The sequence below is a fragment of the Cupriavidus sp. SK-3 genome (assembly GCF_000611145.1).
GTDB lineage: Bacteria > Pseudomonadota > Gammaproteobacteria > Burkholderiales > Burkholderiaceae > Cupriavidus.
Map to the genome: position 1 here is coordinate 97,429 of NZ_JFJV02000018.1, position 20,204 is coordinate 117,632.

General features: G+C 63.9%; 18 protein-coding genes. 12 read left to right on the forward strand and 6 right to left on the reverse strand.

Going from position 1 to position 20,204, the window contains the following annotated elements; all coding sequences use genetic code 11:
- Positions 1–14: 14 nt before the first annotated feature.
- The 4 genes from uraD to CF70_RS01720 all read right to left on the reverse strand — a co-directional run bounded on the left by uraD (position 15) and on the right by CF70_RS01720 (position 3,877).
- On the reverse strand, positions 15–533 hold the full coding sequence (uraD, locus tag CF70_RS01705; protein ID WP_035859485.1) for a 2-oxo-4-hydroxy-4-carboxy-5-ureidoimidazoline decarboxylase: 519 nt from the start codon (positions 531–533) through the stop codon (positions 15–17).
- Positions 534–577: 44 nt separating this feature from the next.
- Positions 578–1,528, reverse strand: a complete 951-nt coding sequence (gene puuE, locus CF70_RS01710) for an allantoinase PuuE (RefSeq protein WP_035859543.1) — start codon at positions 1,526–1,528, stop codon at positions 578–580.
- 49 nt (positions 1,529–1,577) lie between these two features.
- Positions 1,578–2,984, reverse strand: coding sequence for a nucleobase:cation symporter-2 family protein (locus CF70_RS01715; protein WP_035859486.1), 1,407 nt, complete (start codon positions 2,982–2,984; stop codon positions 1,578–1,580).
- A gap of 149 nt (positions 2,985–3,133) precedes the next feature.
- On the reverse strand, positions 3,134–3,877 hold the full coding sequence (locus CF70_RS01720; RefSeq protein WP_035859487.1) for a GntR family transcriptional regulator: 744 nt from the start codon (positions 3,875–3,877) through the stop codon (positions 3,134–3,136).
- 315 nt (positions 3,878–4,192) lie between these two features.
- Here CF70_RS01720 and uraH point away from each other — a divergent pair, with 315 nt between their 5' ends.
- A complete protein-coding gene (uraH, locus tag CF70_RS01725) occupies positions 4,193–4,546 on the forward strand; it encodes a hydroxyisourate hydrolase (RefSeq protein WP_035859488.1) in 354 nt (117 codons plus the stop codon).
- Positions 4,547–4,576: 30 nt separating this feature from the next.
- Positions 4,577–5,779 carry a urate hydroxylase PuuD gene (locus tag CF70_RS01730; protein ID WP_035859489.1) on the forward strand — a complete coding sequence of 401 codons (1,203 nt, stop codon included), beginning with the start codon at positions 4,577–4,579 and terminating at the stop codon, positions 5,777–5,779.
- Positions 5,780–5,961: 182 nt separating this feature from the next.
- Here the strand turns inward: CF70_RS01730 and CF70_RS01735 are convergent, their stop codons facing one another.
- Both CF70_RS01735 and CF70_RS01740 read right to left on the reverse strand, forming a co-directional pair.
- Positions 5,962–6,573 (reverse strand): c-type cytochrome, encoded by a 612-nt coding sequence (locus CF70_RS01735; RefSeq protein WP_035859490.1) that lies wholly within the window; start codon positions 6,571–6,573, stop codon positions 5,962–5,964.
- 2 nt (positions 6,574–6,575) lie between these two features.
- Positions 6,576–8,324 (reverse strand): pyrroloquinoline quinone-dependent dehydrogenase, encoded by a 1,749-nt coding sequence (locus CF70_RS01740; RefSeq protein ID WP_035859491.1) that lies wholly within the window; start codon positions 8,322–8,324, stop codon positions 6,576–6,578.
- Between the two features lie 267 nt (positions 8,325–8,591).
- Here CF70_RS01740 and CF70_RS01745 point away from each other — a divergent pair, with 267 nt between their 5' ends.
- The 10 genes from CF70_RS01745 to CF70_RS01785 form a co-directional block, all read left to right on the forward strand.
- Positions 8,592–9,257 (forward strand): ankyrin repeat domain-containing protein, encoded by a 666-nt coding sequence (locus CF70_RS01745; RefSeq protein WP_051647964.1) that lies wholly within the window; start codon positions 8,592–8,594, stop codon positions 9,255–9,257.
- Between the two features lie 243 nt (positions 9,258–9,500).
- On the forward strand, positions 9,501–9,887 hold the full coding sequence (locus CF70_RS01750; RefSeq protein WP_035859492.1) for a response regulator transcription factor: 387 nt from the start codon (positions 9,501–9,503) through the stop codon (positions 9,885–9,887).
- A 173-nt stretch (positions 9,888–10,060) separates the two neighbouring features.
- Entirely contained in the window at positions 10,061–10,621 is a 561-nt protein-coding gene (locus tag CF70_RS01755; RefSeq protein WP_035859493.1) for a YSC84-related protein, read from the forward strand.
- A 139-nt stretch (positions 10,622–10,760) separates the two neighbouring features.
- Positions 10,761–11,234 carry a YMGG-like glycine zipper-containing protein gene (locus CF70_RS01760; protein ID WP_035859547.1) on the forward strand — a complete coding sequence of 158 codons (474 nt, stop codon included), beginning with the start codon at positions 10,761–10,763 and terminating at the stop codon, positions 11,232–11,234.
- A 55-nt stretch (positions 11,235–11,289) separates the two neighbouring features.
- Positions 11,290–11,442, forward strand: a complete 153-nt coding sequence (locus tag CF70_RS36435; protein ID WP_160172221.1) for a hypothetical protein — start codon at positions 11,290–11,292, stop codon at positions 11,440–11,442.
- A gap of 65 nt (positions 11,443–11,507) precedes the next feature.
- Positions 11,508–12,761: an efflux RND transporter periplasmic adaptor subunit gene (locus CF70_RS01765; protein ID WP_035859494.1), complete on the forward strand. Its 1,254-nt coding sequence runs from the start codon at positions 11,508–11,510 to the stop codon at positions 12,759–12,761.
- Positions 12,762–12,774: 13 nt separating this feature from the next.
- A complete protein-coding gene (locus tag CF70_RS01770) occupies positions 12,775–16,011 on the forward strand; it encodes an efflux RND transporter permease subunit (protein ID WP_035859495.1) in 3,237 nt (1,078 codons plus the stop codon).
- A 1-nt stretch (position 16,012) separates the two neighbouring features.
- On the forward strand, positions 16,013–17,491 hold the full coding sequence (locus tag CF70_RS01775) for an efflux transporter outer membrane subunit (protein ID WP_081861987.1): 1,479 nt from the start codon (positions 16,013–16,015) through the stop codon (positions 17,489–17,491).
- Positions 17,488–18,756, forward strand: a complete 1,269-nt coding sequence (locus CF70_RS01780; protein WP_035859496.1) for a paraquat-inducible protein A — start codon at positions 17,488–17,490, stop codon at positions 18,754–18,756. The genes CF70_RS01775 and CF70_RS01780 overlap by 4 nt, the downstream gene beginning before the upstream one ends.
- The coding region (locus tag CF70_RS01785) for an intermembrane transport protein PqiB (RefSeq protein ID WP_235184846.1) at positions 18,740–20,203 on the forward strand (1,464 nt) is incomplete at its 3' end. The genes CF70_RS01780 and CF70_RS01785, both read left to right, overlap by 17 nt.
- Position 20,204 lies beyond the last annotated feature (1 nt).

Below are 20,204 nucleotides of genomic sequence, written 5' to 3' on the forward strand. Positions count from 1 at the left end.
CTGCTTTTTTTGGTTCAGCCGGATACTAAGTCGTTCAGGCGGAACTGCGCAATCCGATGGATCTGGTTGATGCAAGTTTGCAACTCCGCGGCCGGATCGTTTTCCACGCGCCTTGCGAACTCGCCGATGATGCCGGCGCGGTCATAGCCGCGTACGGCCAGGATGAAAGGAAAACCGAATTTCTCGTTATAGCGGCGGTTGAACGCTTGCAGCTGCTCGAATTCCTCGGCGGAGCATTGATCGAGGCCGGCACCGCTTTGCTCGCGGGTCGACTCGGCGGTCAGCTCACCGCGCACGGCGGCCTTGCCGGCGAGTTCCGGGTGGGCGCGCACCAGCTTGATCTGGGCGGCGTCGCCGGCGCCGTCCACGATGGCGCGCATGGCATCGGCCAGGGTGGCGGCGTTGGCGAAGGGGCGCTGCGTGGCGGCGGCATCGGCCACCCACGGAGAGTGTTCATAGATGCCGCCGAGCACCTGGACAAAGTCGGCGGCCGGCAGGGCATTGAGTTGATCTAGGGAGTAGGTATTGCTCATGGATTGGCTTATCGCTTGGTCGCTTGGTCGCCTGGTCGATTGGCTCAGGCGCGGTTCTTTGCGGAGTAGGGATGGGTCTCGGCCCAGTGGCGCGCGATGTCCACGCGCCGGCAGATCCAGACCTTGTCGTGGCCCTGCACGTAGTCGAGGAAGCGCTGCAGCCCGCGCATGCGCCCCGGCCGGCCCAGCAGGCGGCAGTGCATGCCGACCGAAAGCATCTTGGGGCGGTCCAGCCCCTGCGGGTCGCCTTCGGCGTAGAGCACGTCGAAGGCGTCCTTCAGGTACTGGTAGAACTGCTCGCCGGTGTTGAAGCCTTGCGGCGTGGCGAAGCGCATGTCGTTGGAGTCGAGCGTATAGGGCACCACCAGGTGGGGCTTCTTCTCGCCGCCGGTGACTTCCACCTCGGTCCAGAAGGGCAGGTCGTCCCCGTAGTAGTCCGAGTCGTACAGCAGGCCGCCGTGTTCCACCACCAGGCGGCGCGTGTTGGGGCTGTCGCGGCCGGTGTACCAGCCCAGCGGCAGCGAGCCGGTCAGTTCCTTGATGATCTGCATGCCGATGCGCATGTGCTCACGCTCGGTGGCTTCGTCCATGCCCTGGTAATGGATCCAGCGCCAGCCGTGGCAGGCGATCTCATGGCCGAGTTCGACGAACGCCCGCGTCAGTTCGGGATGGCGCTGCAGCGCCATCGACACGCCGAAGATGGTCAGCGGCAGCCCGCGCTGCTCGAACTCGCGCAGGATGCGCCAGACCCCGGCGCGCGACCCGTACTCGTATACGCCCTCCATGCTCATGTGGCGGTCGGGGTAGGCCGCCGCGCCGATGATCTCCGACAGGAACTGCTCGGAGCCGGCATCGCCGTGCAGCACGTTGTTCTCGCCGCCCTCTTCGTAGTTCAGGACGAACTGCAGCGCAAGGCGCGCGCCGCCCGGCCAGCGGGCGTGCGGCGGCTGGCTGCCGTAACCGATCAGATCGCGTGGATAGTTGTTGTTTGTCATCAGGGTCATGATTCTTCAGGAAGACTGTGCCGGCCGCCGCCGGCAGGACTTATTCCGTGCCGTGCGTATTGGCAGCGGCGTTGCGCATCGCCTCTTCGCGCGACTGGATGCCGTTGAAGAAGACGTTGAGCACCACCGCCACGATGGTCCCCAGCACGATGCCGCTATGGGTGAACGGGTCGGTCCACTTGGGCAGGTACTGGAAGAAGGTCGGCGCCAGTGTCGGGATCATGCCGAAGCCGATCGAGATGGCGACGATGAACAGGTTGAAGCGGTTGCGGTTGAAATCGCAGGAGCCGAGGATGCGGATGCCGGTCGCGGCCACCATGCCGAACATCACGATGCCGGCGCCGCCGAGCACGAACTGCGGTACCGAGGCCACGATGTGCGCCATCTTCGGGAACAGGCCCAGCGCGATCAGGATGATGCCGCCGGCCGCCGCCACATAGCGCGAGCGCACGCCGGTCACGGTCACAAGGCCCACGTTCTGCGAGAACGAAGTGTAGGGGAAGGTGTTGAACACCCCGCCGATCACGGTGCCCAGGCCGTCGGCGCGCAGGCCGCGGGTCAGGTCTTCATTGGACAGGCGCTTGCCGGTGATATCGGCCAGCGCGAGGAACATGCCGGTGGATTCCACCAGGGTGATCAGCATCACCACGCACATCGACAGGGTGGCGGCAACGTCGAACTTGGGAATGCCGAAGTGCAGCGGGGTGATGACCGCGATCAGGCTGGCTTCATCGAGGCCTTCGAAGGAGACCTTGCCCAGCGCCATTGCCACCAGCGTGCCGATCACGATGCCGAGCAGCACCGCGCAGTTGGAGATCAGGCCGCGCCCGTACTTGCTCAGCAGCAGGATCGCCACCAGCACCAGCGCCGCGATGCCGAGGTTGCCCAGGTCGCCGTACGCCAGGTTCGGCACGTCCTTGACCACGCCGTCGATCACGGCACGCGTGGTGGGCTGGCCGCCGGCGGCCCAGTTGATGCCCACGCGCATGAGCGATACGCCGATCAGCGTGATCACCGTGCCGGTCACCACCGGCGGGAACAGGCCGAGCATCCGCCCCATCAGCGGCGCCACCAGGATACCGAACACCCCCGCGGCGATCACTGCGCCGTAGATGCCGAGCAGGCCGACATTGGGATCGGAGCCGATGGCGATCATCGGCGCCACCGAAGCGAAGGTCACGCCCATCATCACCGGCATGCGGATGCCGAACTTCCAGAAGCCGAAGGCCTGGATCAGCGTGGCCAGGCCCGCCGCGAACAGGTCGGCGTTGATCAGGAAGGCGAGCTGGTCCTTGGGCAGCTTGAGCGCGCCGCCAATGATCAGCGGCACCGCCACGGTACCGGCGTACATCACCAGAACGTGCTGCAGGCCGAGCGCAAGCAGCCGGCCCGAAGGCAGCCGCTCGTTGGTTAGATCCGTGGGGACCGTGGTGCTAGCGCTAGTCATGGGTGTGTCTCCTCTCCTTTGGATTTGATGGGAACGCTGCCGGGCGGGGGGGCTCTCGGTATGTGATTCCGGCGGCGCGCCTCATCGGGGACGCGTTGTCATGAGCAGGAATCGGGCCTTGGCCGCGGGTTGGCAGCGGGAACAGCTTGCTAGGTGGAGTGACCCAGCACGCTGCGAAGATCGAAATTGCCCGGTTCGTCCGGCTGGACGCGGTCGGCGCAGGCGCCGAGGTGGTGCGCCATGCGGCTCTGGGCCAGGGCGGCGTCGCCCTGTTCCAGTGCATCGAGAATCTCTTCGTGCTCGTCGAAGGAGCAGGCGTTATTGCCTGGCGCCTCGACGCTGGCAATCATCAGCGTGGTGCGCGAGACCAGCCTGCGCATCATGGTGACCAGCAGCGCGTTGCCGGAGAGCTCGGCCAGCGCGGTATGGAACTCGGCCGACAGGCGGATCCATTTGGGGCGCTCATTGGTGAGGAAAGCCTGGCGCTCGGCCTCCACCATCTTGCGCAGCGGCGCGATCACGCGCTTGACGTCGCGCATGGCGGCAAGCTTTTCCAGCACGGCGCGCTCCAGCATCTGGCGCAGTTCGAACATGTCGTGCGCTTCGTCGGTGGAGGGGCTGGCGATAAAGGCGCCGCGGTTGGGCTCGAGATCGACCATGCCGTCGGCGGCCAAGTGCGCCAGTACCTTGCGCACCGTGTGGCGCGCGGTGGCATAGATTTCGCACAGCGAATGCTCGGTCAGCTTGGTGCGCGGCGGCAGCCGGTGCTCCATGATCGCGTCATAGATCTCGTGATACATGCGCTCCTCAACGGAGCCCTTGCGAGCGGGCTTGATTTCGGTCGGGGCGGCGGTGTCATCGGCACCGCCAATCAGCTTGAGACTCTTGGACATCTTGGCGCCAGCGTATTGGTGAGGAGGGGGAGCGGCGCGCCGCCGGCAGCGGGTAAAAGCAGGGTGGCGCGCCCCAAAAATTGTTGACAATTATTTGGTTATGGCGGCAATATTGTCAACAAAACCGAGCTAGGTTTTCGACAACTCAGGGTAATTCCCGAGTTGCCATACGGAGTGGTGCAAAGCATTGTCGCCCTGCACCAGTCCAGCGCCGGGATGCGTTAGAAATACGTACCGAGCGGGCACCATTCCCACAAATGGTGCTAGTGAAGGCAGCGGCGCCTCTCACAACCCAAAGCCCTAAGGAAGAACAGGATGGGACGCTTGACCACTCATGTACTCGACACCGCAGCCGGCACACCCGGCGCCGGCATGTCGATTACCCTGCATAAAATTGTCGACAATCGCAAGGAGACGCTGAAGACAGTCGTCACCAACCACGATGGCCGTTGCGACCAGCCCCTGCTGGACGGCGACACCATGGCCGCCGGGGTGTACGAACTCGAATTCGGTGCCGGCGATTATTTCCGCACCCAGGGCACGAAGTTGCCCGAGCCAGCTTTCCTCGACGTGGTGACGCTGCGTTTCGGTATTGCCGATACCGCCGCGCACTACCACGTGCCGCTGCTGGTTTCCCCCTGGTCGTACTCGACCTACCGCGGCAGTTGAGCGCGGTACGGGAAACAAAGGAGACAAGACATGGAAGGCTATATCCTCGACTGGGCCAATATGCTGCTGCGGTGGGTGCACGTGATCACCGCGATCGCATGGATCGGTTCCTCGTTCTATTTCGTCTGGCTGGACAACAGCCTGACCCGCCCCGATGACCCCGACCTGCAGGAGAAAGGCGTGGGCGGCGAGCTATGGGCGGTGCACGGCGGCGGCTTCTACAACCCGCAGAAATACCTGAGCGCGCCCAAGACATTGCCGGAGAACCTGCACTGGTTCTACTGGGAGTCCTATTCCACCTGGATGACCGGTTTCGGCCTGCTGGTGGTGCTGTACCTGTTCAACGCCAGCACGTTCCTGGTCGACAAGAACGTCATGGACATGTCGGCGGGCGCGGCGATCGGGTTTGCGCTGTCTTACCTCGGCGTGGGCTGGGTGGTCTACGACTGCATCTGCCGCGTGTTCGGCAAGAGCGACCGCACCGTCGGCATCCTGGTGGCGATCTACGTCGCGCTGGCTGCTTATGTGGCCTGCCACGTGTTCTCGGGCCGCGCGGCGTTCCTGCTGACCGGCGCGATGATCGCCACCATCATGAGCGCCAACGTGCTGGTGTGGATCATTCCCGGCCAGCGCAAGGTGGTTGCCGCGCTGCGCGCCGGCGATCCGGTGGATCCGGTGCATGGCAAGAACGCCAAGCAGCGCAGCGTGCATAACACCTACTTCACGCTGCCGGTGCTGTTCGCCATGCTGTCGAACCACTACAGCATGACCTACAGCTACAGGTACAACTGGGCCGTGCTGGTGCTGATCATGCTGGCCGGCGTGCTGATCCGCCAGTTCTTCATCCTCAAGCACAAGGGCAAGATCAACGTAGCCTGGCCTGCCGCCGGTGTCGCGGTGCTGGCCGTGGTCGCGGTCATGATCGCGCCGCAGCCGCGCGAGACGGTGGCGAACAAGGAAGGCGCTGCCGCGCAGGTGAGCTTTACCAAGGTGCAGGAGGTGATCAACTCGCGCTGCGTCCAGTGCCATGCCGCCGCGCCGAAGATGATGCCGGCCGCCGCCAAGGGCATCAAGCTGGACACGGCCGACGAGATCAAGGCGCACGCGCAGCTGATCTATCAGCAAGCGGTGCAGCAGAAGGCCATGCCGCTTGGCAACGTCACGCAGATCACGGACGACGAACGGGCGCTGCTGGGCCAGTGGTTCGAGGCCGGCGCCAAGACGACCAACTGATCCGCCAACTGATTGACGGGGATCCTCGCGGATCCCCACTGACCGAGCATCGGTGATCGACGGTCCGGTGGCCGTGCAGCTTGCGGCCGGAGGTCCGGACTGACGAGGGTTTGAACGGGGCGCATGCCCCGTTTTTTTGTTTCCGCACGGTGGGCCAGGGGCAGGGGGCAGGGGCCAGGGGCCTATTGCAGGTTCGCTATGTAGTTGGCGAGGTTCTGGATATCCGCGTCTGACAAGCCACGCGCCACGCTGGTCATGTTGCCGGCGTCATTGGTGCGCTTGTGCGCGCGGAAGTCTTCCAGTTGCTTGACGATATAGGCGTACTGCTGTCCGGCCACGCGGGGAATTTCATTCTGCCCGCTGAAGCTGCCGAGATGGCACATGGTGCAGAGCACCTCTTCGGACTTCTTCCTGCCGGCTTCCACTTTTTGCCCGTCTGCCTTGAACTGGGAAGAAATGGGTTTCTGCGCCGCGAAATAATCCGCCAGGTCCAGCATATCCTCGCGCGATAGCGGCGTGGCCATCGGCGTCATCGGCGGGTGGCCGCGGCGGCCTTCCTGGAAGTCCCTTAGCTGCACGTAGATGTAGCGCGCGGTCTGGCCGGCGAGCACCGGATAGCCCGGATTGCCGGGGTTTCCCGTCGGCCCGTGGCACGCCACGCAGGTTTCCGCCTTGCGCTTGCCGGCCTCGGGGTCGGCGCGCGCGATGCCGGCCGCGCATGCCAGCAACACGCACAGAACAAGCGCCATCCCCGGCAGCGCAAACTGCCGGGGCCGTCCGAGGGCGCTGCGCATGCCTATTGCACCGCGAACACCAGCACGGTGTTGCCGCGCTTGAAGTCCAGTTGCGTGTTGCCGCCCGCCGCTACCGCGATGTACTGCTTGCCGCCCACCATGTAGGAAACCGCGGGTGCGTTGACCCCGGCGCCGCACTGGTACTCCCACAGCTTCTTGCCCGTGCTCGCGTCGAAGGCCCTGAACAGGCCGTTGCCTTCCCCGTTGAACACCAGCCCGCCGGCGGTGGCCAGTACGCCGCCGATCAGCGGCTGCTCGGTCTTAAAGTCCCAGGCAACCTTGCCGGTATCGATATTGACGGCGGAGAGCTTGCCCCATTGCGCCTCGGACGGGATGGTCTTGAACGCGCCGCCCAGCCATAGCTTGCCACCGGGGTAGGGCGTCGCTTCCACCTGGTAAGTCATGGGCTGGTGCAGGTTGGCGGCATAGGCCAGCCGCGTCTTCGGGTCGAATGCCATCGGCGACCATTCCACGCCACCGTTGGCGCCCGGCAGCATGCGCGCGCCGGAGGCGGTGGGCAGCGTCCACATGTTCTCCTGCGGGATCATGGCCTGGGAGAAGCGGATCAGATGGCCATCGCGGCGGTCATGCACATAGATGTGGCCGGTCTTGCCGCCGTGGATCACGCCGGGAATCATCTGGCCGCTCTTGTCGCGCACGTCGACCAGGATCGGCGGGCTGGCGGCGTCAAGGTCCCACACGTCATGGGCGACATATTGGGAGTGCCATTTGTAGGCGCCGGTATCCAGGTCGACTGCCACCATCGAGTCGGTATAGAGGTTGTCTCCGGGGCGGATGGCGCCATACAGGTCGGGCGATGGGTTGCCCACCACGAAGATCGCCATCTTGTTCTTGCGGTCGATCGCCGGCGGCATCCAGACGCCGCCACCAAGGGACTTGTAGAAGTCGCCGCCCTTGTCGGCCAGTTGCTTCTTCTCCGCAGCGATGTCGCGCTTCATGTCGCGGCCCGTCGCGTCCATGGTGGCCCAGACGCCTTCATGCCCTTTCTCGGGGATGGTGTAAAAGGTCCACAGCAGCTTGCCGTCGGTGACGCTGTAAGCCTTGAGGAAGCCACGGATGCCGTACTCCCCGCCGTTGGTGCCGATCAGGATCTTGTCGTCCACCACGACCGGCGCCATGGTTTCCGAATAGCCCCGCTCGGGATCGGCGATCTGGGTTTCCCACAGCAACTTGCCGGTCCTGGCGTCGAGCGCGACCAGCTTGGCGTCGAGCGTGCCCATATAGAGACGGTCGCCGCTGACTGCCACGCCGCGATTGTTCGGGCCGCAGCAGAAAGTCGTGATCGGACCCATCTTGTGCTTGTAGTGCCAGAACTCCTTGCCGGTCGCGGCATCGATCGCATAGACGTGGTTGTAGGAGGTGGTCAGGAACATCACGCCGTTGACCACGATCGGCGCCGTCTCCATGGACTCGAGCACGGCGGTCTGGAACTGGAAGGCCGGCTTGAGCCTGGCGACGTTTTTGGTGTTGATCTGGCTGCCCGGGTAATAGCGGGTCTGCAGGTAGGAGCCGTTCGAGTGCAGCCAGTCGTTCGCGTTGCCGCCGGCGGCATCGAGTTGCGCCTGCGTAACCGATGGCAGGGGCCTGGTCATGGCGGCGCCGGTTGTCGTGGCAGCACCCTGGATTTCGTCCGCGCCGAAGGCGACGGTCGCAACGGACGCGGCGCAGGCGGCAAAGGCCAGGAGTAGCAGGGGGAGGGTCAACCGGGAGTGGCTGCGTGCTGAGAGCATGGGGAGCTCCTTTCTTGCATTCATTTGTGCCCCCCGGCTTTCCCAGGACAAAAGCATGTGCGCGTTGCGCACCGAGGCGGCCCGGGGTCAAAAGCAGTATAGGAAAGAGTGCAGGCAAAACAACCTTGTATCGCAATCGCCTGCATAACTGCCGCGCCGCAGCACGCGCTCGGACGTTCCTTGAATTTGCGCGCCTTACGCACCACACTTAGCCGGAAAGCGTGCAGCGATGAGGCTGGCAACATATGCGTGGCGGGGGAGACGGACATGGACGGACGCACAGGATGGCGCGCGGGGATCGCCGCGCTGCTTTGCGGCATTGGCATGTTGTGGCTGCCGGCAAGGGCAGACGACGACATCGGCCTCAATGCCCGCTTGCTCGCGGCCGCCAGGGCGGGCGACGCCGCGGGCGTGCGTGCCACGCTGCAACAAGGCGCGGCGGTGGACGCGCGCAACCGCATTGGCGATACCGCATTGCTCACCGCCAGCAAGCGGGGCCTGACCGAGATGGCGCGCACGCTGGTCGAGCACGGTGCCAATGTCAGCCAGGCCAATGTGCAGGGCGTCACGCCGCTGATGGCCGCGGCCTTTGGCGGCTATGAGGAGATCGTGGCGATGCTGCTGGTGCGCCATCCTGATCTGACAGCCACGGATCGCGTAAACAAGAGCGCCATGGTCTATGCGGCAGGCGAGGGCCACGCAGGGGTGGTGCGGCAGTTGCTGGATGCTGGCGTGGACGTCAACGCCACCTACGGCAACGGGCTCACCGCGCTGATGTGGGCGGCCGGCTACGACCGGGCCGATACGGTGCGCCTGCTGCTCGCCAAAGGTGCCAGGCAGGATCTGCGCGACAATCGCGGACTGACCGCGCGCGAGATCGCGGAGCAGGTGCACGCGTCGAAGGTGGCGAGCTTGCTGGACGCGCCGCGCTGAGCGCCTTGCTTGCGGCGCGGCAGGCCCGGCACCCGATGCCGGCCTGGCCCCCTGTCATGCCGGGATCCCGCTACCGCCTCGTCAGACCGCCTTACGCCGCGGTGCTGGCGGCGCCGGGATGGCGTCCGCATCCTCGCGCGTAGTTGGACCAAAGTCCAATATCTGCGGTCTTCCAACTGTCGTAGTCTTAATCGAGCGTCGAATCAGGTGGGGCCCTGCGGTGCCTGTATGGGGAATTTCGCCATGAGCAAAGTCAAACCGTTCGTCGCCGTGGTTGATGACGACGAATCGGTGCGTCGTGCCATCAAGCGGCTTTTGCGCTCCATCGGGCTGTCGTCGGAAACGTTCAAAACCGGGGATGAGTTCCTGGATATGTTCGATTCCATTCCTTCATATCGCCCGGGCTGTGTCGTGCTCGATGTGCAGATGCCCGGTCTGAACGGGCTTGAGGTCCAGCGGCGGCTCACGGGCAGCGGCATCCCGGTGATCTTCATCACGGCGCATGACGAAGCCGGTGTCCGCGAGCAGGCATTGGCGGCTGGAGCGGCGGCCTATCTGCGCAAGCCGTTTAACGATGAGATCTTTATCAAGGCCGTGCGCACGGCCATCGATTCGACTTCCGATGGGTGAGGAACGCCAGCCGGCTTCGAGCGCCCGGCGAGCGGCTATTGGTTATTGGCTATTGGACCAAGGTCCAATTGCTTTGGCGGGACCCGGATATCACTATGGATGTGACCCGGAAAGAATCTCAGGTGGGAATGCGCTTTACGCCATGTCGTAGTTTTCTGAATGGAGCACGCATCATGATCAAGTACCTTCGGCTCATTCTCGCGATTCCGGTCTTGCTGGTCGCGGTAGCCTGTTCGACCCAGCAGACGTCAACCGTGGGCAATGACCCGCAGCTGGAAGCGGCCGCGCGTGCGGCCCTGACAAAGCTGAATGAGACGAATCCCAGGACCAAGAACCTCCTGACCGCGGCGAAGGGGGTTCTGGTGTTCCCCGACATCATGAAAGCGGGCTTCCTCGTGGGCGCGCAAGGTGGCAACGGCGTGATGTTTGCTCCGGATGGCACGGTGCTGGGGTACTACAACGCCACGGCGGTCTCGTACGGCCTGCAGGCAGGCGCCCAGACCTTCTCACTGGCAATGTTCTTCATGAACGACAAGGCTCTGAGCGATCTCAACGATAGCGACGGGATGTCGGTCGGCGTCGGGCCGAGCGTTGTCGTGGTGGACGAGGGCGTTGCAAAATCCATGACCAGCCAAAACCTGACATCGGACGTCTACGCCTTCATCTATGGGCAGCAGGGATTGATGGCCGGCCTCGGCTTGCAAGGTCAGAAGATCACAAAGCTCAGTCGCTGAGGCGGATCGTGGCGCCCGTTCAGTCGGGGCGCCACTTTCAGCAAGCGCGCGTCGTGTCTGTTCAGTGCGGCGCGCGTTAGCTGCGCGTGGCGACAGACGAGTGCGCCGTTTGGTCAGGAAGTATTGGGAGTTCCACGCCATGCTACGAATGCAGCGAGTCTCAACCGGTCTGATCGCGTGGATGCTGGCGTTCGGTGCTGCCGCGCAGCAGCCCATTATCTATCCGGCTAAAGGGCAGAGTCCGCAGAAGCAAAACTCGGATACGGCCGATTGCCAGTTGTGGGCGAAGCAGAATACGGGGGTGGATCCGGTGGCCATCGCGCAGCAATCCGGTCAACCGAGCGCCCCGCAGCAACAAGGCGGCCGGGTCAGGGGGGCGGCAGGCGGCGCGGCGGTAGGCGCAGCGGTGGGTGCGATCGCGGGCGATGCCGGCAAGGGTGCGGCGGCTGGCGCGGTCACGGGGACAGTGGTCGGCGGCACGCGTCAGCGCCGCAGCAACCAGGCCGCGGCCGAACAGCAGCAAGCGGGCCAGCAGCAGGCTTCTCAGCAGATGGCGACATTCAACCGGGCGGTGGCGGCATGCATGACAGGCCGGGGATACACAGTGCAGTAGAGCAGCAGAGCAGTGGAGCAGTAGAGGGCAGGGCCGGAGAGTTGGGGATCCACAGATGACGACGAAACCAGGGCGAACCGCGTCTGCGACCGCATGGCGCAGTGACGCGGCGGCGATCGTGCTCGACAAGTTCCTCAGCGCAATGGCGCTGACGCGGGTGAATCGGGGGGACGCGCTTGTGTTGCCCGGCAACGGCATGCCGCCGTAGCTGGCTGCGGATCTGGCTTGCTTGCGTTGTGTTCCAGGAGTCCGAGTTCCCAATGGGAGACTCAAATGGTGATCTCACCTTCGCGGATCGTAAACGTCGGTTGCAGGCAAGCGCGCAACCGTGCCCGCCTGCTGGCCGCGTTTTCCGGTGCGACTTTAGTGCTGCTTGCCGGTTGCCATAAGCCGGCGAACGAGTTGCCGCGCGCGGCAATCGAAGTGACGGTCGTGACTGTCGCGCAGCGTGATACGCCGGTCGAATTCGAGTTCACCGCCCAGACGCAAAGCTCGCGCGAGGTCGAGATTCGCGCACGCGTCGATGGCTTCCTGGAGAAGCGCGTCTATACCGAGGGCGCGCTGGTGCGTGCCGGGGAGACGCTCTTCCTGATGGACGCCAAGCCATTCGAAGCGGCGCTCCAGTCGGCAAAGGGCCAGCTCGCGCAGCAGCAGGCCAGGCTCACGGTGACCAAGGCCAATCTGGCACGCGTGATTCCGCTAGCTGCGCAGAATGCTCTCAGCCAGAAGGACCTTGACAACGCGACGGGCAACGAGAAGGAGGCCGAGGCCGCCGTGATCGCCGCCCAGGGCGAGGTCCGGACCGCGGAACTCAACCTGAGCTACACGACGATCAAGTCCCCGCTCCTGGGTGTGTCGAGCTTCGCAAGGCAGCAGGACGGCAGCTATGTGACCGCGGCCGCGACGGGCCTGCTTACCTATGTTTACCAGCTTGACCCCATGTGGGTGAACTTCAGCATCTCCGAAAATGAACTGCTGTCCTATCGCGACCAGGTCGAGAAGGGCCAGTTGCGGTTTCCTCCCAACAATGACTTCGAGGTCACGGTTGTGCTTGCCGATGGCAGCCTGTTCCCTGACCGCGGCCGTATCAACTTCACCAATCCGGCATTCAACACACAAACCGGAACCTTCCTCGTGCGGGCCTCGTTCGCCAACCCGCAAGGCACCCTGCGCCCCGGACAGTTCGTGCGCGCCCGGGTTGCCGGCGCGGTGCGCCCGAATGCGATTCTCGTGCCACGACGTGCCGTGCTGCAGGGTTCCAAGAGCCATTTCGTCTGGACTGTCGACAAAGATTCGAAAGGCCATCAACGGGTTGTCGAACCCGGGGAATGGAACGGTGATGACTGGTTCATCAACGCGGGCCTGAAAGCCGGCGAGCGGATCGTCGTCGACGGCGCCATTCGCGTCGTCGCCGACACGCCGCTGAAAATCACTCAGGCGCCGGCCCAGAAAGCCGCCGCCGATACGCCGCGCAGCGAAGAGCAAAGCCTGTCGCGGCGTCAGTCTGACACTAGCGCGACGAACTGACCGGGCAGGCGAAATGAACATTTCCCATTTCTGCATTGACCGGCCGATCTTCGCGTCGGTCATTTCGATCGTAATCACGCTCGGCGGCGCGCTGGCGATGCTCAACCTGCCCATCGCGCAGTATCCCGACATTACGCCGCCGCAAATTACCGTCTCCGCCACGTACCCCGGTGCTACCGGGGACGTGGTGGCAAACAATGTCGCGGCGCCGATCGAGCAGCAGGTCAACGGCGCGGACAACATGATCTACATGAACTCTTCGAGTTCATCGACCGGCAACTTCACCCTTAACGTCTTTTTCGAGATCGGCACCAACCCCGAGCTTGCCCAGGTCGACGTGCAGAACCGGGTGAACCTGGCGCTGCCGCAATTGCCTTCGTCGGTTCAGGCGCAAGGCATCCAGGTGCAGAAAAAATCCTCGGCGTTCATGATGGTCCTCGCCATCTATTCGCCCAGCGAACGCTACGATGCAACCTACATCGCCAACTACACCAACATCTACGTGCTGGATGCGCTAAAGCGCATACCCGGCGCCAATCAGTCGAGCATCTTCGGTACGCCCGATTACGCGATGCGTATCTGGCTCAAGCCTGACCGCATGGCGCAGCTCGGTATCACGGCCTCCGACGTGCAGAAGGCCGTCGCCAACCAGAACCAGCAGTTCGCGGTCGGCAGCATCGGCCAGTCGCCAACCGGCGCGGCAGTCGAGCAGTCGTTCGCGGTAACCACCACCGGCCGCCTGAGCAATCCGGCCGAGTTCGAGAACATCATCCTGCGCGCGGCGAGCGGCGATGCCGCGATGGTGCGTCTCAAGGACATCGGTCGTGCCGAACTCGGCAGCAAGGACTATTCGATCCGCAGCAAGTTCCAGGGCAAGCCGGCGACGGTGATCGCCGTCTATCAGCAGCCGGGCGCCAATGCGCTCGACGTGTCCAACCAAGTGCGCAAGACGCTGGCGGAAATGAAGAAGTCGTTTCCGGAAGGGCTTGAGTACGAAGTCGCGATGGACACGACCGAGTTCACCCGTGCGTCGATCTCGGACGTCATTCACACCTTCTTCGAAGCGCTCGTGCTGGTGGTGATCGTCGTGTTCGTATTCCTGCAGAGCCTGCGCGCCACGTTGATCCCGGTGCTGGCGGTCCCTGTGTCGATTGTCGGTACCTGCATGGGCATGATGGCGCTCGGGTTTTCGATCAACATGCTGACCTTGTTCGGCATGGTGCTCGCGATCGGCATCGTGGTGGACGACGCCATCGTGGTGATCGAGAACGTCGAACGGAATATGAGCGTTCACAAGCTGAATCCGACGGACGCCGCCAAGCGGGCCATGGACGAAGTCACGGGGCCGGTGATCGCCATCGTGCTTGTGCTGTGCGCGGTATTCGTGCCGGTGGCGTTCCTTGGGGGCATTACCGGACAACTGTACAAGCAGTTCGCCATCACCATTGCGATCTCGGTGGTGTTCTCGGGGCTGGTCGCGCTCACGCTGTCGCCTGCGCTGGCGGCGTTGCTGCTGAAACCCGGACACCATGAAAAGAAGGGCTTCTTCAAGTGGTTCGAGAATGCCTTCGCGCGGATGACCGCTGGCTATACGAACCTGGTGAAGATGGTCATCAAGCGCTTCGCGGTGGCCCTGGTGCTGTTCGTCGGCATGATCGCGCTTGCGGTTGTCATGATGCGGTCGATCCCGACTTCGTTTCTGCCACCCGAGGACCAGGGCTATCTGCTCGGGGCGGTGATCATGCCGGACGCGGCGAGCCTGGATCGCACCGGGGCGGTGTCCCAGCATGTCACCGACTACTTCATGAAGCAGCCGGCCGTGGGCAGCGTCACGGTGGTCGACGGCTATAGCCTGCTCGACAGCCAGAACAAGAATAACGCCGGGGCGTTCTTTATCGGTTTCAAGAGCTTCGACGAGCGCTATAAATTCGCCAACATCAAAACGCAGAACGCGCGCGCCGTGCTGATCGACGCCTACGAGCAACTCTCGAAGGTAAAAGAGGGGATCATCCTGCCGGTCAATCCGCCTTCGATCCCGGGGCTAGGTACGACCGGCGGCACGGAGATGTGGATCCAGAGCAAAGGGGACGGTACCATCCCGCAACTCGCGGGCGTGGTGAATGACTTCATCGCCAAGGCGAAGCAAAGGCCCGAACTGGCCCGTGTCACGTCGACATTCAATGCAGCGGCACAGCAGCTGCTGGTCAACGTGGACCGTGAAAAGGCGGAAACGCTGGGGGTGCCGGTCGAGGAAGTGTACAGCGCGATGCAGACCATGTTCGGCTCGCTGTACGTCTCGCAGTTCAATCGTTCGAGCCGGCTGTGGCAGGTCATTCTGCAGGCGGAGCCGTCCTATCGGCTCAAGCCCGGGGATCTCGACCAGATCTTCGTGCGCGGCAAGACCGGCAACATGGTCCCGATAAAGGCCGTGGTGACCACCAAGTTCGTCACCGGTCCGGATCTGGTGACGCGTTTCAATAATTTCCCGGCGGTCAAGATTACCGCCAATGCGGCCCCGGGATACAGCTCGGGGCAGGTCCTTTCCACGCTGCAAGAGGTGGCGGACGAGGTGATGCCCAACGACTACGGGGTGGGGTGGAGCGGCGAGGCGTACGAAGCCCTGAAGGCCAGCAGCTCGTCGGCGCTTGTGTTCGTGTTCGGCCTGGTCATGGTGTTCCTGATTCTCGCGGCGCAGTACGAGAAGTGGAGCTTGCCGGTGGGCGTGCTGATGGCGGTGCCGTTCGCGCTTTTCGGCGCGTTGCTTGCCATCCTGCTGCGTGGCCTCGAGAACGACGTCTACTTCCAGATCGGCCTGACGATGCTGGTCGCGCTGGCGGCCAAGAACGCGATCCTGATCTTCGAGTTTGCCGTGCTGAACCGGGAGCAGGGGGAGTCGGTCTACGACGCCGCCGTCACGGCGGCGACCGAACGGCTGCGCCCGATTGTGATGACCTCCCTGGCCTTCATCCTGGGCTGCGTGCCGCTGGCGATTGCGCTTGGCGCTTCGGCGAACAGCCGGCATTCGATCGGGACCGGCGTCATTGGCGGCATGCTCGGCGCCACGGTGATCGCGGTGTTTTTCATCCCGATGTTCTTCTACGTGCTCGAAACCATGTCGGAGAAAAAAGGCGGGGGCAAGAAGACTCCCGGTCCGGAAGGCGGCGCGCCTGGCGAGCCGGCACCGGGCTCCATTGGGGCGGGAGCGGGCGGCCCGACGGCCACGCCGTCCGCCAGACGCGAGGACGAATGACATGCGCACTTCGGCTCTTTCGCTAATGGCCTTGCTGACGCTCGGCGGCTGCCTGCTCGGGCCGAACTACCAGCGGCCGGCCGTCAACACGCCGGCTACCTTCCGCTTTGCCGAAGCGGATGCGCAGGATCTCGTCAATACGACCTGGTGGGTGCAGTTCGAGGATCCGGCGCTCAACGATCTGATCGCGACGGCGCTGGCCGAGAACAAGGACGTGAAGATCGCGGCGGCGCGCGTCGAACAGTTTCTCGGGCAGTTCCAGAGCACGCGCTCGCAGTTGTTCCCGCAACTCGGCGCGGGCGCCGGGGCACAGCGTGAGCGTGTGCCGCTAGGGACGGCGGCATTGCCGTCCGGTGTCGGGCAGGTATTCAACCAGTACCAGGCGACGCTCTCCGCAGCATGGGAGATCGATGTCTTCGGCAAGTTGCGCCGCCAGACGGAGTCCGCCCGGGCGAGCCTGCTGGCGAGCGAGGAAGGCAGGCGTGCGACGATCCTGACGCTGGTGGCTTCCGTGGCGTCGTCGTATGTGAACCTGCTGTCGCTCGACCGGCAACTGGAAATCGCCAAGGCGACCGTGGCAAGCCGGGCAGAGTCGGTGCACGTATTCGAGTTGCGCTACAAGGGCGGGGAAGTGTCGCAGATGGAGCTGGCGCAGAGCCAGTCCGAATACGAGTCCTCGCTGTCGACGATTCCGCAGATCGAACTCCAGATTGCGCAACAGGAGGATGCGCTATCCATCCTCCTGGGGCAGAACCCGCAACCGATCCAGCGTGACCGCAGGCTGGACGACCTGGTGTTGCCATTGGTGCCTGCCGGGCTGCCATCCGAACTGCTCGAACGCCGCCCCGACCTGCGGCAGGCCGAGCAGGACCTGATCGCCGCCAACGCGCTGATTGGCGCGGCGCGGGCGCTTTACTTCCCGTCAATCTCGCTGACCGGCGTGTTCGGCACGGCGAGCACCCAGTTCTCGCAACTCTTCACCGGCCCGGCCAGGTTGTGGTCATACGCAGGTGCGGTGACCGTGCCAATCTTTACCGCGGGCAACATCAGCGGGCAGGTCAAGCAGGCCGAGGCGCTGCAGCAACAGGCGCTGTTCACGTACCAGAAGGCAATCCAGGTGGCTTTTCAGGAGGTCGCGGACTCGCTGGTGTCGCTGCAGAAGACGCGCGAAAAACTCGTCGTGCAGGGCCGGCAGGTCGATGCGCTGGCGACCTATGCGCGGCTCGCACGGCTGCGCTACGAGGGCGGATACACAAGCTACATCGAAGTGCTGGATGCCGAACGCAGCCTCTTCAACGCGCAACTGAGCTACGCGCAAGCGCAAGGGACGGTCTTTACCTCAAGCGTGAATCTCTATAAGGCAATGGGTGGCGGCTGGGTGGTCGACGCCGAACGCATGACCTCGGTGGTGTATGGCGACGGCAGCAAAGCCGTGCCGCCGGACGCCTCGCCTTCCGGCACCAGCAAATCACTGCCATGACAGCGGCGCGCCTGATCGCCTGCCACGAGTGCGACCTGCTGCAGCGCGAGACGGCCCTGCCGATCGCCGGCGTCGCACGCTGCCGGCGCTGCGGCGCGGAACTCTATCGAAGCCGCCCGGCGAGCCTCGATCGCGCGCTCGCATTGACGCTCGCCGCGATCGTGCTGTTCATCGTGGCGAACACGTTTCCGGTGGTGGGCCTGTCGGTGAACGGCGACCTCGTCCAGACGACGCTGTTCGGCGCGGTCCGGATCCTCTATCGCGATGGCATGTGGCCACTCGCCGGTCTCGTGTTCGTTACCACGCTCATGATGCCGCTGCTGAGAATGCTGGCGATGACGTATCTCCTGCTGCCGCTGCGGTTGCGGCGGTTGCCGCGCCGGCCCGACCTGGGGTTTCGCATACTGGAACTGGCAGCACCCTGGGGCATGACTGAAGTCCTGATCCTTGGCATGCTGGTCGCTCTGGTCAAACTCGCGCATATCGCCACCGTGGTGACCGGCGTCGCCATGTGGGCGTTCGGGGCGGTGATGCTCCTGCTTGCCGCTGCGGCCTCCGCGTTCGACGTTCGCGATCTGTGGGCCCGGATTGATGCGGCGTCGCACGCAAGGGGAAGCGGCGTGATCGCTGCCTCCGCCACCACGGCGGCCCGCGCGGGCCTGCTGGTCTGCCACAGCTGCGGACTGTTGTCGCGGCCGGCTCCTCATGCCCATGAAGGCAGCTGCCCGCGTTGCGGCACGCATCTGCACTTCCGCAAGCCGGCCAGCATCGCCCGCACCTGGGCGTTCCTGATTGCAGCGATGATCCTGTATATCCCGGCCAACTTGCTGCCCGTGATGGACACGAGCTCGCTCTTCGGCTCGGAGGAGGACACGATCCTGAGCGGTGTGGTCTACCTCTGGACCTCCGGTGCCCGGTTGCTGGCGTGCGTGGTCTTTATTGCGAGTATCGCGGTGCCGATGCTCAAGATCATCGCCATGCTGTTTCTCGTCAGTTCGGCTCAGTTCCACTCGCGGTGGCTGCGTGGGTGGCGGACGCGCATCTATCGCCTGGTGGAGATTGTCGGGCGCTGGTCGATGCTCGACATTTACGTCATCACGCTTCTGGTTGCACTGGTGCAGTTCAGTTCACTGGCGACGATCAAGGCCGGCCCCGCCTCGGTGGCGTTTGGCGCGGTGGTGGTGCTGACGATGTTCGCCGCGATGTCGTTCGACCCGCGTTTGATCTGGGATGCCGTGGAGAAGGATCGTGGCCAATCCTCCTGAACAAAACGACGAACCCGGCTCGCCTGACTTTCCCGAGGTGGCAGTCACGCAGCGCTCGCGCTGGCGCCTGCAACTCGTCTGGCTGGTGCCGCTGGTCGCGGTGCTGATCGGTGGCTGGCTCGCGATGCAGGCGATCCTCCAGAAAGGTCCGACCATCACCATCAGCTTCAACACCGGTGAAGGTATCGAGGCGGGAAAGACCAAGATCAAGTACAAGGATGTAGACATCGGCGTCGTCAAGAGCGTCGCCCTGTCGAAGGACCACCGCGGCGTCATTGCAAGCGCTGAACTGGCCAAGGACGCGACGGATCTGCTGGTCGACGACACCCGCTTCTGGGTGGTGCGGCCGCGCATCTCGGGCGGGACGGTATCGGGCCTGGGCACGCTGTTGTCCGGCTCGTATATCGGCACGGATGTCGGCACCCAGGCCAAGGCGCGGCGCGACTTCGTCGGCCTCGAGATCCCGCCGGTTTTCGCAAAGGACGTCCCCGGGCGGGAGTACGTGCTCAAGAGCGAGGACATGGGCTCGCTCGACATCGGAACGCCCGTTTTCTTCAGGCGCTTGCAGGTCGGCCAGATTTCCTCCTACACCATGGACCCCGACGGAAACGGTGTCACGCTGCGGGTATTTATCAACGCACCCTACGACAAGTACGTGCATGACAATACGCGCTTCTGGCATGCAAGCGGCGTCGATGTGTCGCTCGATACGGGCGGTGTGAAGGTCAATACGCAATCGATGGTGGCGATCCTCATTGGCGGGGTCGCATTTCAATCCCCCGATGATGCGGAGAGCGGGCCGCAGGCCGAGGCCAACGCCCAATTCGACTTGTTCCGGGATCGCGCGGAGGCGATGAAGCGCCATGACAAGATTTCCGAGGCATTCGTGCTGAGCTTCAAGGAGTCGGTACGAGGCCTGACGATCGGCGCGCCTGTCGATTTCCGCGGCATCGTGGTGGGCGAGGTGACAGGCATATATACGCGCTTCGACCGGGAAAAGAAGGAATTCAGCATTCCGGTCGAGGTGCGCCTTTATCCGGAGCGCTTCACGTCGCGCTACGAATCGGGAGTCAAGGGCAAGGGGGGCAGGATCACGGACAACCCTCACGCGCTTGCCATCTGGCTGGTTGAACATGGCTTCCGCGGCCAGCTGAGAACCGGAAACCTGCTGACCGGGCAGCTTTACGTCGCACTGGATTTCTTTCCAGCGGCTCCCAAGGCGACGGTGGACTGGGACGCCAAGCCTCCGGAATTGCCGACCGTTCCTGGTGGCCTGCAGTCGCTTCAGGATTCGATCACAAGCCTGGTTGCCAAGCTCAACAAGGTGCCGTTCGAGGGCATTGGGAAGGATGTCCGCGTGACCTTGCAGAATGTGGACAAGCTGCTCAAGACGCTCGACGCGGAAGTGGCGCCGGAGGCGCGCGCCGCGATCGTTTCGGCGCGCACGN